The following is a 14,076-nucleotide window of genomic DNA, read 5'->3' as shown; positions in this document are numbered from 1 at the left end:
AAGATGAGGCATGAAAAGAGCCTGAAAGCCAGGTGGATGGTGCGCGGCAAGCTCTGCTATTTATAGCGAGACGGCGCGGTTTTTATAATCATCCCGTTCAGGGCCGCACCGCGCGGCCCGCCGTCTTTCAACGACTCCAGGAAAAATCCTCCCATGCAAGTGATCCGATTCGCCGACCTGTGCGCACAGGGTGCCGTCAAGGGCAAGCGCGTGTTCATCCGCGCCGATCTGAACGTGCCGCAGGACGACGCCGGCCGCATCACCGAAGACACGCGCATCCGCGCCAGCGTGCCGGCCATCCAGATGGCGCTTCAGGCCGGGGCCGCCGTCATGGTGACCAGCCACCTGGGCCGCCCGACCGAAGGCGAGTTCAAGCCCGAGGATTCGCTGGCCCCCGTCGCCCAGCGCCTGGGCGAGCTGCTGGGCCGCGAAGTGCCGCTGGTGCAGAACTGGGTCGACGGCGTGCAGGTCGCGCCCGGTCAGGTGGTGCTGCTGGAAAACTGCCGCCTGAACAAGGGCGAGAAGAAGAACGACGAGCAGCTGGCGCGCAAGATGGCCGCGCTGTGCGACATCTACGTGAACGACGCCTTCGGCACCGCCCACCGCGCTGAGGGCACGACCTACGGCATCGCCCAGTTTGCCCCCGTGGCCAGCGCCGGCCCGCTGCTGGCGGCCGAGATCGACGCCATCACCAAGGCCCTGGCCAACCCGAAGCGCCCGCTGGTCGCCATCGTGGCCGGCAGCAAGGTGAGCACCAAGCTGACCATCCTGCAGTCGCTGGCCGACAAGGTCGATCAGCTCATCGTGGGCGGCGGCATCGCCAACACCTTCATGCTGGCGGCGGGTTTGCCGATCGGCAAAAGCCTGGCCGAGCCGGATCTGGTCGACCAGGCCGAGGCCGTGATGGCTGCCATGAAGGCGCGCGGCGCCGATGTGCCGATCCCGACCGACGTGGTGGTCGCCACCGAATTCAAGGCCGACGCCAAGGCCACGGTGAAGGCCGCGGCCGACGTTGGGCCCGACGACATGATCCTGGACATCGGCCCCGACACCGCCGCGCGCCTGGCCGCGCAGCTGATGAAGGCGGGCACCATCGTCTGGAATGGCCCGGTCGGCGTGTTCGAATTCGACCAATTTGCCGGTGGCACGAAGGCGATCGCCGAAGCCATTGCCGCGTCGCCCGCCTTCAGCATCGCCGGCGGCGGCGACACGCTGGCGGCCATTGCGAAGTACGGTATCGAGAAAGACGTGGGCTACATCTCGACCGGCGGCGGCGCCTTCCTGGAAGTGCTGGAGGGCAAGACCCTGCCGGCCTTCGAGATCCTCGCCAGACGCGCCGCAGGATGAGTGCGAAAACGCTACAAATAGGGTAGCTGCTTGCGCTGGTGGTTGTAGGGCGATAAGCTGATTGGGATGAGAAAACCGATGTGGCGCTGGGTGCTTCTTGCGGTGGTGGTGCTGGCGCTGCTGTCGGTGCTGGCGATGTGGTCCTGGGGCCGCTTTGCCGCCAGCGCGCGCGGTGCGCCATCGTCGGCGCTGCCGGCGGCGCCCGCAGCGACCCTGCTGGATCGGCTGGCGCAGTCGGTGCTGGACCAGCACCCGGCTGGCGCCAGCGGCGCGGCCTTGCTGCACGACGCGGTGCAGGCGTTTGCGGCGCGCGGCCATTCCGCGCGCATGGCCGAACGCAGCCTGGATGTGCAGTACTACATCTGGCGGCACGACCTCACCGGCAAGCTCCTGGAACACGAGCTGATGGCCGCCGCCGAACGGGGCGTGCGCGTGCGCCTGCTGATCGACGACATGAACGTCGACGGCATGGACGACGCGTTGCGTGCGATGGACGCGCACCCGAACCTGGAGGTGCGGCTGTTCAACCCCGGGCGCAACCGCGATGGCGGCATCCTGCGCGCGGTCGAAATGGGCCTGCGCTTTGTCGGCTTCAACCGCCGCATGCACAACAAGGCCTGGATCGCCGACAACCGCCTGGCCGTGGTGGGCGGGCGCAACGTGGGCGACGAGTACTTTGACGCGGCCGACGACAAGAACTTTCAGGACGCCGACCTGCTGCTGCTGGGCCCGGCGGTGGCCCAGACCAGCGAGATCTTCGACCGCTTCTGGAATTCGGCCGCCGTGGTGCCGCTGGCGGCGCTGCACAGCGCGCCGCCGCGCTGGACGCCCGAGCAATTCGCCCAGCAGCGCGCGCAATGGCTGACCGAAGCCGCGTCCACGCCGTGGGTGAAGGCGCTGGCCGAGCGCGATGACCTGCAGCAAAAACTGACCGGCGGGCAGCTCGCGCTCCACTGGTCGCCCAGCATCCGCGTGCTGTCCGACCCGCCCGAGAAGGCCTCGGCCGTGGCCAGCCGGCGCGAAACCGCGTCCTGGCTGCTGTACGACGTGATGGCGCTGCTGTTTTCGGCCCAGCGGGGCAGCTGGATCATCTCGCCCTACTTCGTGCCCGGTGACGGCGGCGCCATGATGTTGAGCAGCCAGGCGCAGCGCGGCATGCAGGTGCGCGTGCTCACCAATTCGCTGATGGCCAACGACGTGCCGCTGGTGCACGCCGGCTACCGCAATTACCGCGAAACGCTGCTGCGCAACGGCGTCGGGCTGTACGAATTGCGCCCCGGCCAGGCCAAGACCAACCGCGAACTGCTCGGCTCCAGCGGGGCCAGCCTGCACACCAAGGCTTTCGTGGTGGACGGACAGCGTGGGTTTGTTGGCTCATTCAATTTCGATCCGCGTTCGGCCCAGCTGAACACGGAGATGGGCGTTGTCTTCGACCACCCGGCGCTGGCCGCCGAGGTGCAGCAGATGTTCGAGCAGGGTGCCCGCCCCGCGTCGGCCTGGAAGATCGAGCTGGACCCGCAGGACGGCGGCCTGCGCTGGACGGAAGGCGAGGGCGGGCGGGCTTGGCGTCACGAGCCGGAAAGCGGCCCGGGCCTGCGCTTGCTGGTCTGGTTGATGAGCTGGCTGCCGCTGGAGTCGCAGCTGTAGGGGTGCTGCGGCGCGCTTTTTGCTATTGAAAGAGAAGCTGCCTGCGCAGGTGGGTGTAGCGCTGGAGGCCGATGGAGTTGTGCGTCGCAGTACCGGTGCTGCGGCCGGGTCCGCTGTCAAGGCGTTGCCGCGCGGGCATGCCAGAATGGCCGATTCGCGCCGCTGCGCCGGCACCGCCCGCTTCAGACCAGTCAGCCAAGGATTCGCCCCGCCATGAACTACCGCGCCACCAAAATCGTCGCCACCCTCGGCCCCGCCTCCAGCGACCCGGCCTTGCTGGAGGAGATGATCCGCGCGGGGGTGAACGTGGTGCGCCTGAACTTCAGCCACGGCACCGCGCAGGACCACATCGAACGGGCCGCCATGGTGCGCGAAGTCAGTGAGCGCGCGGGCCGCGAGGTGGCGATCATGGCCGACCTGCAGGGCCCGAAGATCCGCGTCGGCAAGTTCGCCGAAGGCAAGGTCATGCTGGTGCCGGGCGCTGCGTTCGTGCTGGACGCTGCGCGCAAGGAGCCGGGCGACCTGGGCGGCGTCGGCCTGGACTACAAGGAGCTGCCGCGCGACGTGAAGCCCGGCGACACGCTGCTGCTGAACGACGGGCTGATCGTGCTGACGGTGACCGAGGTGCGCGGCGACGCCGTGCACACCACCGTCAAGCTGGGCGGCGAGCTGTCCAACAACAAGGGCATCAACAAGCAGGGTGGCGGCCTCACGGCCCCCGCGCTGACCGGCAAGGACATGGAGGACATCAAGACCGCCATGGGGCTGAAGGCCGACTACCTCGCGGTGAGCTTCCCCAAAAGCGCGACCGACATGGAAATGGCGCGCCAGCTGGCGAACGTGGCGGGCTCGGAATGGGGCCACAAACCGTACCTGATCGCCAAGATCGAGCGCGCCGAGGCGATCCCCAGGCTGGGCGAGATCCTGGCCGCAAGCGACGGCATCATGGTGGCGCGCGGGGACCTGGCGGTGGAAGTGGGCAATGCCGCCGTGCCGGCACTGCAAAAGAAGATGATCGCCATGGCGCGTGAGAAAGACAAGCTGGTCATCACCGCCACCCAGATGATGGAAAGCATGATCACCAACCCGGTGCCCACCCGCGCCGAGGTCAGCGACGTGGCCAACGCCGTGCTGGATGGCACCGACGCCGTGATGCTGAGCGCCGAAACTGCCGCCGGCCGCTACCCGCTGGAAACGGTGCGCGAGATGGCCGCCATCTGCGTCGCCGCCGAAGAGCACGACCCGGTCGAGCTGGACGCCGACTTCACCGGCAAGACCTTCCGCCGCATCGACCAGTCGATCGCCATGGGCGCGCTGTTCACGGCGTACCACCTGGGCGCCAAGGCCATCGTGGCACTGACCGATTCGGGCTCGACTGCGCTGTGGATGAGCCGCCACCGCGTGCGCATCCCGATCTATGCGCTCACGCCCAAGGTCAGCACCCAGCGCAAAATGGCGCTGTACCGCAACGTGCGCCCGATGCTGATGGACACCAGCGCCCACCGCGACGAGGCGCTGGCGCAGGCCGAAGCGCACCTCAAGCGCCAGGGCGTGGTCGAGCCGGGCGACGTCTACGCCATCACCTGCGGCGAACCCATGGGTGCGCCGGGTGGCACCAACATGCTCAAGATGGGTCGGGTGGGCTGATCGGCGCGCTCACGCGCGCACGCGTCGGCGCGCGATCCGTGCGACGGCCTGGTGGGCGATCACGGCGCTGGCTGCGGCCAGCACGGCCGCACCTGCAACATCGGACGGGAAGTGCGCGCCCAGGGCCACGCGGCTCCACGCGATCAGAACGGCCAACACCAGCAGGCCCAGGCGCAGCGCCAGCGGCCACGGGTTGAGCCAGGATGCCGCCGCCAACGCCAGCGCGATGCTGGCGTGAGTACTGGGGAAGCCACTGGCCCCGGCGCGCCCCAGCCAGTCGGTGCCCAGGCCCATGAGGTAGGGGCGTGGCGAAACGACCATGTCCTTGATGGCTTGCGACCCAGCCCACGCCAGCAGCATGGCCCCCACCACGGGCAGCAGAGCGCGCCGGGTGCCGGCGCCGCCCAACAGCAGGGCGACGACCAAGCCGCCCAGGACCAGATCGGGCAACCACTCGCTGGCGAACATCGCCATGGCGACGAAGAGGTGGGGGTCGCCCGGATCAAGGTTCAGCCAGAGAAAGAGCGAGCGGTCCCAAACTTGCATACAGGTGCGGAAGATGACTTCTTTTTGTTGGATCAGATGCGATCAGGAGGGCGGGCCGACCGGCGCGGCGAGCGAACGGGCGAGGGTGCGATGGTGCCACGCCACGGCCAGTTGGCGTGTGGCAATTTGCGACAGCAGGGCGCACAGGCTGCCCAGCAACACCGCCGCGGCAACATCCGACGGAAAGTGCACGCCGAGCGCGATTCGACTCCAGCAGACGAGGGCACCTGCCAGCGCCAATGCCCAGCGCAGCGGTCGTGGCCAAGGGCTCAGCAGCGCGGTCACGGCGAAAGCCGCGGCCACACTGGCGTGGGAGCTGGGAAACCCATTGCCGTGGGCGTGCTTCAGCCAGTCGGTTCCCAGGCCGAGCATGAAGGGGCGCGGCGCGGTCACGCCGTGCTTGAGCAGGCTGGCGGCCCACCAGGCCAGGCCGACAGCGCACGCCAGGGCGAGCAACGACCGTCGCCCTGGCGCTGTTCTGAGCGCCACGGGCAGCAGGACCGCCAAGGCCACAAACGGCAGCCACTACGTGGCGAACAAGGCGAGGGCGACCCATGCGCCCGAAGACTGGGCGTCAAGGTTGATCCATAGAAAGAGGGTTCGGTCCCATCCGGGCATCCCGGCAGCTTGCAGCACGATCATGACGTCACCATGAACGACCAAGTCGGCGCGGCCGCTCAGACGGTGGCAGTGCGCTCGCGGCGGCCCTGCCACAGCCACCAGACCGCGCCGGACACGGTCCAGCACAGCCAGGCGGTCCAAAGGGTGTGGCTCATGTAGTGCGCGCCGCGCAACTGCTGCACCCCGCCCAGGACCAGTCCCAGGACGACGGCGCTGGCCAGCCAGACCACTGCCGCCCGGGGGGCTGCGCGGCGTAGCCAGAACCAGCCGCCCAGGTAGGCGAAGCCGGCCGATGCGTGCCCCGCCGGAAAGCAATGGCCACCCCCCCCGTCAAACACTCCCCAACGCCAATGCGAGACGTAGCGCGCGCTGCCGCCGAATTCCTGCAGGTCCCAGGGGCAACTGGTGCCGCTGGCGTGCTTCATCAGCGACATGACGATCACCGAGGCAACTACGCCCAGCACCAGGCCAAACCGCTCGCGCCGCGACAGCCGACGCATCACCCCCAGAGGTCGCACGACCATCACGGCCAACAGCGCGGTCAGCACCCACGACGCGTTGCGCGCACCGTCGTGCAGGACCCGGGTCAGCCACCAGTCGTTGCGGCGGGCGAAGCCGTGCGCGTCGCCGAAGAGGCGCGCCAGTGGCAAGTCCCAGCCGGTCGCGTCCCACGCCAGCAGAAGGGCCAAGCCGAGCCCGACCACGGTCAACCAGAGCGCGGTGGTGGTGCGCGGCGCACTGGCGGCAGGGGGGCGCAGGGCCGGCGAGCCGGTGGCCAGAGTCGTCAAGGGCATGGTGGCTATCCTGGCGAACGCATCTGATCAGCGGCTTAAGCCGCGCCCCCCAGACGGGCGGTGCGGTCCAGGTCGGGGCAACCACAGCCCCGCGCTAAACTGGTTCGGCCCGCGTTCACCGTTGGCAACCGAGCGATCGACCATGACCTTGACCCCCGTTCAGCCTTTGAAAGACGATTGGTGTGCCCCGGCGTCAGGCGGAGGGGTTGAATGGCTGGACGTCGCCAACCCGACGTTGGCGGAGTTGGAAGCGCTGGCACAGGTGCAGGGACTGCACAGCCTGTCGGTCGAGGATGCCCTGACGGACGAACAGGCGCCCAAGGTCGAGGCCTTTGGCGCCTACCTCTTTCTGGTGCTGCGCACCGCGCGGCTGGTGGGCGAGGAGATCGTCTATGGCCAGATCGCGGTGTTTGCGCGGTCAGGGCAGGTGATCACGGTGCGCCGCGGCGCCGACGAGGTGTTCCAGGAGGCGCGCCGTCGGTGGGACGCGCTGCCGCCCGAATTCATGCCGCAGGCCGCCAGCACCGTGCTGCATACCCTGATGGACACCACCGTCGACGCTTACGTGCATCTGGTCGAAAAGGTGGAAGACGCGGTGCTCGCCATCGAGGGCTCGGTGCTGGACTCCGGGCTCAGCCGCGAACAGGTCGCGGTCCTGTTCAAGCTGCGCAGGGAACTGATCCTGTTCCTGCGGGTCGTCACGCCCTCCTGCCACTTGGCCCAGCGGCTTTTGGACACCGGCGCGCCGTTTGTTCCCGCGGAGGTCCGGCCGTACTTCCGGGACGTGGCTGACCACCTGGAGCGGGTCAAGGACTCTGTCAACGGCCTGTGGGAAGTCGTGACGTCGGTGTTCGAGGTCAGCAACCTGCTTGAGCAGCAGCGCCAGAACGCCATCACCCGCCAGTTGGCGGCCTGGGGCGCGATCATCGCGGTGCCGACGGCGATCGCCGGCATCTACGGCATGAACTTCGACCATATGCCCGAGCTGCACTACCGCTACAGCTATTTCGTGGTGCTGGGCGTGATCGCGCTGATCTGCTGGGTGCTGCACCGCAGTTTCCGCCGCGCCGGCTGGCTCTAGGGCGATCGCCCGTGGCCAGAGGCAAGGCCGACTAAAATAGAGAGCTGATACCCCCCGACGCGCCGCCGCCTGCCAGGATCGGCGCCGCGGCTTGACCTGACTTTCCATCGGAGTTGCCATGCCTCTCGTTTCCATGCGCGAGCTGCTTGACCACGCAGCGGCCAACCATTACGGCATCCCCGCCTTCAACGTGAACAACCTCGAGCAGGTGCAGGCCGTGATGTCGGCCGCCGACGAAGTGGGCGCGCCCGTCATCCTGCAGGCGAGCGCCGGTGCGCGCAAGTACGCGGGCGAGCACTTCATCAAGCACCTGATCGCCGCCGCCAGCGAAGCCTATCCGCACATTCCGTTGGTCATGCACCAGGACCACGGCACCAGCCCCGCGATTTGCGAAGGGGCGCTCAAGCTCGGCTTCGGCTCCGTCATGATGGACGGCAGCCTGCGCGAAGATGGCAAGACGCCCGCCGACTTCGACTACAACGTGCGCGTGACGCGCGAAGTGGTGGACATGGCGCACAAGATCGGCGCCACCGTCGAGGGCGAGCTGGGTTGCCTGGGCAACCTTGAAACCGGTGAAGCCGGCGAAGAAGACGGCGTCGGCGCCGAAGGCAAGCTCAGCCACGACCAGCTGCTGACCGACCCGGAAGAGGCCGCCCAGTTCGTCAAGGCCACCCAGCTCGACGCGCTGGCCATCGCCATCGGCACCAGCCATGGCGCCTACAAGTTCAGCCGCCCGCCCACGGGCGACATCCTGGCGATCAGCCGCGTCAAGGAAATCCACGCGCGCATTCCCAACACGCACCTGGTCATGCATGGTTCGTCCAGCGTGCCGCAGGAGCTGCTGGCGCTGATCAACCAGTACGGCGGCAAGATGAAGGAAACCTACGGCGTGCCGGTTTCCGAGATCCAGGAAGCCATCAAGTACGGCGTGCGCAAGATCAACATCGACACCGACATCCGTCTGGCCATGACCGGTGCGGTGCGCAAGTTCCTGGCCGAGAACCCGGACAAGTTCGACATGCGCGAATGGATGAAGCCCGCGCGCGCCGCCGCGCAGGCCATCTGCAAGCAGCGTTACCTCGAATTCGGCTGCGAAGGCCAGGGCGCCAAGATCAAGGGCAAGCCGCTGTCCGTCATGGCCGAGAAGTACGCCCAGGGCGAACTCGCCCAGGTGGTGCAGTAAACCCGCAGCGAGCCTGGCGGTGCTGATCAGGCTCAAACGCTGGTGGCGCGAACTGTTCGCGCGGGAGAACCGCCTGTGGGTCACGCAGGTGGTGGCCAGCATCGCCGCGGTGCTGCTGGCGCTGGCGGGTTCGTGGGGCGCGTACTTCGTTCCTGAAGGCACCTTCCCCGACCTCGAGCGCGAAACGCTCGACGGCCTGCTGACGGTGATCGCCTCCAGCATGCTGGCCGTCACCACCTTTTCGCTGTCCACCATGGTCGGTGCCTTCGGTGCCGCCGCCAGCAGCGTCACGCCGCGCGCGCGCCCGCTGCTGATGGCCGACGACGGCACGCGCACCGCCATCGCTGCGTTCCTGTCGGCGTTCATCTACGCGGTGGTGGCCAAGATCGCGCTGGGCATCGGCTACTACGGCACCAACGGCCGCTTCATCCTGTTTCTGGGCACGCTGGCGGTGCTGGCCTGGCTGCTGATCACGCTGGTGCGCTGGGTGCGCACGCTGTCGTCGCTCGGGTCGATGGACAACACGCTGCAGAAAGTCGAGGACGTTGCCCGCGACGCACTGGAGGCGCACTGGCGCGACCCCTGGCTGGGCGCCCGGCCCGGCCTGCCGGAGCACGAAGGCGACCCGCTCGGCGAACCGATCTACGCCAGCGACACCGGCTACCTGAAGGCACTGGACATGGCCGAGCTGCAAGCCTGCGCCGTGGCCGCCGGGCGCGACGTGCATGTGCGCGTGCGCCCCGGCGCGATGGTGTGGCCGGGTGCCGTGGTGGCGCGGGTCGGGCCGCGGTCGTCGCGCGACACAGAGGATGCGGACGGGGCCGATGGCGCGGACGTGGGCCTCGACGAGCTAAGCCGCCGGGTGCGGGACGGCATGGTGATCGGTGCCACCCGCAGCTTCGATCAGGACCCGCGTTTCGGCCTCATCGTGCTGAGCGAATCCGGCCAGCGCGCGCTGTCACCCGCGGTCAATGACCCCGGCACCGCCATCGACGTCATGAACCGGCTGGTGCGGGTGCTGATCGACAGCCAGCGTGCCGACGACGACGAGAAAGCATCGCCGACAGCCGAGGTGCGCTACGAACGGCTCTCGCTGGTGCCGCTGGACGAGGCGGCGCTGGTGACGGACGCGTTTCAGCCCATCGCGCGCGACGGCGCCGGCCATGTGGAGGTGGGCATCCGCATGCAGAAGCTGCTGGCCATGCTGGCCATGGCCTCGCGCAGCGGCGCGGTGTCGCGCGCCGCCCGTGCGCAGGCTGAACAGGCCCGCGACTACGCCACTGCCACCTTGCAGCACGAGCACGAGCGCCAGGCGGTGCGCGCGCAGCACGCCGAGCCGTCCATCTGAGCTGGCGTGACGGCGCGACAATCTGCAGCTTTTCCCTTTCAGTTCCACCATGTCCACCGACGCCCTGCACACCAGCCAACTCACCAGCCTGCCCCTGCTCGCGCGCGGCAAGGTGCGCGACAACTACGCGGTGGGCAACGACCGCATCCTGATGGTGGCCAGCGACCGCATCAGCGCCTTCGACGTGATCATGGACGACCCGATCCCCGGCAAGGGCGAGCTGCTGACGCAGATGGCGCTGTGGTGGTTTGAACAGTTGAAGGACATCGTTCCCAACCACCTGACCGGCGACGCGCCGGAAAGCGTGGTCGCGGCGGACGAGGTGGCCCAGGTCAAGGGCCGCAGCATGCTCGTGCAGCGCCTGAAACCCGTGCCCATCGAGGCCGTGGTGCGCGGCTACTTGGCCGGCAGCGGCTGGAAGGAATACCAGGACGGCCAGGCCGCCGTGTGTGGCGTGCCGCTGCCTGCAGGCTTGAACAACGCGAGCCCATTGCCCCAGCCGATCTACACTCCCGCCGCCAAGGCCGAGGTGGGCGAGCACGACGAGAACATCACCTACGAGCGGACCGTGGAGATGGTCGGCGACAAGCTGGCCGCGCAGATCCGCGATACCGCCATTGCGCTGTACACGCGCGCGGCCGAGATCGCGCTGAAAAAGGGCATCATCATTGCCGACACCAAGTTCGAATTTGGTCTGAACCCCGCGGGCGAACTGGTGCTGATGGACGAGGTGCTTACACCCGATTCGTCCCGCTACTGGCCAGCCGACCAGTACCGCGAAGGCGTCAACCCGCCCAGCTTCGACAAGCAGTACCTGCGCGACTGGCTGGAGCAGGTCACCGTTGACGGTGCGCCGTGGGCCAAGGCCCCGCCGCCGCCGCGCCTGCCCGACGACGTCGTCGCCAACACCGCGGCCAAGTACCGCGAGGCGATGCAACGCCTGCTGGGCTGACGCCGACACTGGCCGACACCGCATCCGATCCGATGGCCCCGCAACCCCCACTTCGCCGATCGCTGCCCGCCCGCTGGTGGGCGGTGTTCGCGCTCGTGCTGGTGTTGGGCCAGACGCTGGGGCAGTGGCACCAGGGCTTTCACGCGGCTGCACTGCACGGTCCTGCCGTCCCGGCGGGAGGCGCTGCGGTTGGGCACGATCACAGCGCCGCACCCGCGGGCCACGCCCACGGCGCTGACGACTGGCTGGGTCGGCTTTTCGCGGGCCACGGCGCGCTGGACTGCCGCCTGCTGGACCAACTGGCCCACGCCGACGCGCCGGGCTTTGCGCCGCCGGCGGTGCCCGTGGTGCAGACCGCGGCCACGCCGCTGCCCTTGTGGCGCGCGCCGGTACACAGAGCGCCCAGCGGCGCACCCTACAGCGCCCGCGCCCCGCCTGCAGCGGCCTGAGCGGCCTGCCTGGCGCTCGCGCCACTTCCCCACGCTTCTGATACCCCGGCCCTCGCGCGTCGTGCGCCGGGCCGTCAGCGCGTGGGCTTCGCGCGCCCAGCGCGGGCCGTTATCGCCCGCCGTGCCTTGACCCGCGGTGTGGCGCCTTGGATTTTTCTTGTCTTTTTAGATCGGCGGCGCTGTCCCTACAGGTCGGTGTTGGCCGTTTTCTGCCCTTTTTTGCCCGGGGGGCTTGCCGCCATGCGCGTGCCGCCCGGGCCTCTGGATGCTTCATGTCACCACGTGTATTGCCTCATCTCCGCGTTGCTGCGCCCCGCGCGCGCGTGCGGCCCCTCAGCTCGGCCTTGCTCGCCGCATTTCTGTCCACCCCGGCGTGGAGCGCGCCCGACACGCCGGCGCCCCCAGGCGATGACGCGCCCTCACTGAAGGAAGTCACCGTGCGCGCCAGCGGCCTCGATCGGACCGCTGCCGACACGGCCACGCCCGTGTCGGTGCTGGAAGGCGACGATCTGGTGCAGCGCCGCGGCGCGACACTGGGCGAAACGCTGGACGGCGAGCCCGGCATCGCCGCCAGCCATTTCGGTGCAGGTGCCAGCCGCCCGGTCATCCGCGGCATGGACGGCCCGCGCGTGCAGATCCTCAGCGACGGCGCCGAAGTGCACGACGCCTCATCCGTCAGCCCCGACCACGCCGTCACGGCCGAGCCCATGCTGGCGCGCCAGGTCGAGGTGCTGCGCGGCCCCTCGGCACTGCTGTACAGCGGCGGCGCCGTCGGCGGCGCGGTGAACGTGCTGGACGGGCGCGTGCCCACCGCCGCACCGGAAAAGGGCGTGGAAGGCAGCGCCGAGCTGCGCGCCAATTCGGGTGCGCGCGGGGCGTCGGGCGCGGCGCAGGTCACGGCGGGCAAAGGCCCGCTGGTGCTGCACGTCGAGGGCGCTGGCCGGGACGATGGCGACTACGGCGTGGGTCGCGGCTGGGCAGGTGGCAAGCGGGTGGAGGGCAGCTTCAATCGCACCGACACCGGCAGCGTCGGCCTGTCGTGGGTCGGCTCGCGCGGCTACCTCGGCATGGCCTTCAGCCAGCAGCGTGCGCGCTATGGCCTGCCGGGGCACGACCACACCGGCGAAGACTGCCACCCGCACGGCGACCATCTGCACTGCGGCGGCCATGGCGATCACCATGGGCACGAGCACGAGCACGAGCACGAGCACGAGCACCACGCCGACGAGGGTGACCACGACCACGACCACGACCACGACCACGGCAGCGTCCCCGTCGTCGATCTGCGCAGTCAGCGCTGGGACGTGCGCGGCGAGTTGCGCGACCCGTTCAAGGGTTTCGACACCCTGCGCCTGCGCGGCGGCGTGACCGACTACCGGCACGACGAGAAGGGAGAGGGTGTCACCGCCACCACCTTCCGCAACAAGGCGCACGACTGGCGCGTCGAGCTGCAGCACCAACCGATCGCCGGCTGGCGCGGCGTGTTCGGTCTGGCCACCAGCCAGCGCGACTTCAGCGCGTTGGGGGAGGAAGCTTACGTGCAGCCCACGCGCACCCGGCGCACCAGCCTGTTCTGGCTGGAGACATTGGCCTGGCGCGACTGGCGCTTCGAGGGCGCGCTGCGGCAAGAGCGCCAGAGCGTGTCCGTGCGCGAATCCGGTGAGGAGCGTTCGCACCACGGTACTTCCGGCTCCCTCGGCGCGGTCTGGCGCTTTACGCCGGGCTACCAGTTGTCGGCCAGCTTCACCCACGCCCAGCGCATGCCCACGGCCGAGGAGCTGTATGCGCGCGGCCTGCACATGGCCACGCGCACCTACGAGGTCGGCAACAGCGCGCTGCGCGCCGAGCGCTCCAGCAACCTCGACATCGGCTTGCGCAAACTGGTGGGCGACACGACCTTCTCGGTCAATGCATACCACAACCGCGTCTCGGGCTACATCTACGGCCGCACGCTGGACGAACTGGAGGGCGTGCAACTGCTGCACTACACGCAGGCGAGTGCGCGCTTCACCGGGCTGGAGGCCAAGCTGCGCCAGCGCCTCACGCGCCACCTGGGTGTCACGGTCTTCGGCGACGTGGTGCATGCGCGTCTGGCCGATGGCAGCCGCTTGCCGCGCAGCGCGCCCGCGCGCGTCGGCGTGCGGCTCGATGGCCATTGGCAGGGTTGGGACGGCATGGTCGAATGGGTGCAGACCGCCGGCGTGCGCCGGGTTGCCGAGCACGAAACACCCACCGCTGGCTACGGCATGTTGAACTTAGGTATCGGCTACACGCGCCCATTCGCCGACGGCAGCAGTTGGCAGTTTTACCTGCGCGGCACCAATCTGACCAACAAGCTGGCCTACTCGCACCTGTCCTTCATCAAGGACCAGGCGCCGTTGATGGGGCGCAGCATCATGGTCGGCGCGCGCTACAACTTCTGAAGCTGCTTGCGCAGGTGGGACTAAGGCGGGGAACGGTT

The 14,076-nt window shown here is 68.8% G+C and carries 12 protein-coding genes; 9 read left to right on the top strand and 3 right to left on the bottom strand.

Going from position 1 to position 14,076, the window contains the following annotated elements:
• The first annotated feature begins 153 nt into the window (after positions 1 to 153).
• The 3 genes from FVQ98_RS03630 to pyk all read left to right on the top strand — a co-directional run bounded on the left by FVQ98_RS03630 (position 154) and on the right by pyk (position 4,641).
• Entirely contained in the window at positions 154 to 1,347 is a 1,194-nt protein-coding gene (locus tag FVQ98_RS03630) for a phosphoglycerate kinase (protein ID WP_147912062.1), read from the top strand.
• A gap of 78 nt (positions 1,348 to 1,425) precedes the next feature.
• Positions 1,426 to 2,994: a phospholipase D family protein gene (locus tag FVQ98_RS03625; RefSeq protein ID WP_222707549.1), complete on the top strand. Its 1,569-nt coding sequence runs from the start codon at positions 1,426 to 1,428 to the stop codon at positions 2,992 to 2,994.
• Positions 2,995 to 3,207: 213 nt separating this feature from the next.
• On the top strand, positions 3,208 to 4,641 hold the full coding sequence (gene pyk, locus FVQ98_RS03620; protein WP_147912060.1) for a pyruvate kinase: 1,434 nt from the start codon (positions 3,208 to 3,210) through the stop codon (positions 4,639 to 4,641).
• A 9-nt stretch (positions 4,642 to 4,650) separates the two neighbouring features.
• Here the strand turns inward: pyk and FVQ98_RS03615 are convergent, their stop codons facing one another.
• From FVQ98_RS03615 to FVQ98_RS03605, 3 genes are all read right to left on the bottom strand, one after another.
• Positions 4,651 to 5,187 (bottom strand): phosphatase PAP2 family protein, encoded by a 537-nt coding sequence (locus tag FVQ98_RS03615; RefSeq protein ID WP_147912059.1) that lies wholly within the window; start codon positions 5,185 to 5,187, stop codon positions 4,651 to 4,653.
• Positions 5,188 to 5,229: 42 nt separating this feature from the next.
• Positions 5,230 to 5,643 (bottom strand): phosphatase PAP2 family protein, encoded by a 414-nt coding sequence (locus tag FVQ98_RS03610; RefSeq protein ID WP_187265611.1) that lies wholly within the window; start codon positions 5,641 to 5,643, stop codon positions 5,230 to 5,232.
• Positions 5,644 to 5,864: 221 nt separating this feature from the next.
• Positions 5,865 to 6,602, bottom strand: coding sequence for a phosphatase PAP2 family protein (locus tag FVQ98_RS03605; RefSeq protein ID WP_147912057.1), 738 nt, complete (start codon positions 6,600 to 6,602; stop codon positions 5,865 to 5,867).
• A 142-nt stretch (positions 6,603 to 6,744) separates the two neighbouring features.
• On the opposite strand from FVQ98_RS03605, the gene FVQ98_RS03600 reads away from it, so the two are divergent.
• From FVQ98_RS03600 to FVQ98_RS03575, 6 genes are all read left to right on the top strand, one after another.
• Positions 6,745 to 7,683 (top strand): magnesium and cobalt transport protein CorA, encoded by a 939-nt coding sequence (locus tag FVQ98_RS03600; protein ID WP_187265610.1) that lies wholly within the window; start codon positions 6,745 to 6,747, stop codon positions 7,681 to 7,683.
• 118 nt (positions 7,684 to 7,801) lie between these two features.
• Positions 7,802 to 8,866, top strand: coding sequence for a class II fructose-bisphosphate aldolase (gene fba / locus FVQ98_RS03595; RefSeq protein ID WP_147912055.1), 1,065 nt, complete (start codon positions 7,802 to 7,804; stop codon positions 8,864 to 8,866).
• 19 nt (positions 8,867 to 8,885) lie between these two features.
• Complete coding sequence (locus tag FVQ98_RS03590) at positions 8,886 to 10,214, top strand: DUF2254 domain-containing protein (protein WP_187265609.1); 1,329 nt, start codon at positions 8,886 to 8,888, stop codon at positions 10,212 to 10,214.
• Between the two features lie 49 nt (positions 10,215 to 10,263).
• A complete protein-coding gene (locus FVQ98_RS03585) occupies positions 10,264 to 11,166 on the top strand; it encodes a phosphoribosylaminoimidazolesuccinocarboxamide synthase (RefSeq protein WP_147912053.1) in 903 nt (300 codons plus the stop codon).
• Positions 11,167 to 11,198: 32 nt separating this feature from the next.
• Positions 11,199 to 11,615, top strand: coding sequence for a hypothetical protein (locus tag FVQ98_RS03580; RefSeq protein ID WP_147912052.1), 417 nt, complete (start codon positions 11,199 to 11,201; stop codon positions 11,613 to 11,615).
• 272 nt (positions 11,616 to 11,887) lie between these two features.
• The gene (locus FVQ98_RS03575; protein WP_147912051.1) at positions 11,888 to 14,038 is read left to right on the top strand and encodes a TonB-dependent receptor domain-containing protein; all 2,151 of its coding nucleotides are present in this window, start codon (positions 11,888 to 11,890) and stop codon (positions 14,036 to 14,038) included.
• Positions 14,039 to 14,076: the final 38 nt, after the last annotated feature.

The organism is Ottowia flava, assembly GCF_008017535.1.
GTDB lineage: Bacteria > Pseudomonadota > Gammaproteobacteria > Burkholderiales > Burkholderiaceae_C > Ottowia > Ottowia flava.
The sequence above is the reverse complement of the archived record's forward strand: the minus strand, read 5'-3'. Positions and strand labels throughout refer to the sequence as shown.

Coding starts and splice junctions, on each gene's coding strand:
- FVQ98_RS03630 (WP_147912062.1), top strand. CDS start 154: ATGCAAGTGATCCGATTCGCCGACCTGTGCGCACAGGGTGCCGTCAAG.
- FVQ98_RS03625 (WP_222707549.1), top strand. CDS start 1,426: ATGTGGCGCTGGGTGCTTCTTGCGGTGGTGGTGCTGGCGCTGCTGTCG.
- pyk (WP_147912060.1), top strand. CDS start 3,208: ATGAACTACCGCGCCACCAAAATCGTCGCCACCCTCGGCCCCGCCTCC.
- FVQ98_RS03615 (WP_147912059.1), bottom strand. CDS start 5,187: ATGCAAGTTTGGGACCGCTCGCTCTTTCTCTGGCTGAACCTTGATCCG.
- FVQ98_RS03605 (WP_147912057.1), bottom strand. CDS start 6,602: ATGCCCTTGACGACTCTGGCCACCGGCTCGCCGGCCCTGCGCCCCCCT.
- FVQ98_RS03600 (WP_187265610.1), top strand. CDS start 6,745: ATGACCTTGACCCCCGTTCAGCCTTTGAAAGACGATTGGTGTGCCCCG.
- fba (WP_147912055.1), top strand. CDS start 7,802: ATGCCTCTCGTTTCCATGCGCGAGCTGCTTGACCACGCAGCGGCCAAC.
- FVQ98_RS03585 (WP_147912053.1), top strand. CDS start 10,264: ATGTCCACCGACGCCCTGCACACCAGCCAACTCACCAGCCTGCCCCTG.
- FVQ98_RS03580 (WP_147912052.1), top strand. CDS start 11,199: ATGGCCCCGCAACCCCCACTTCGCCGATCGCTGCCCGCCCGCTGGTGG.
- FVQ98_RS03575 (WP_147912051.1), top strand. CDS start 11,888: ATGTCACCACGTGTATTGCCTCATCTCCGCGTTGCTGCGCCCCGCGCG.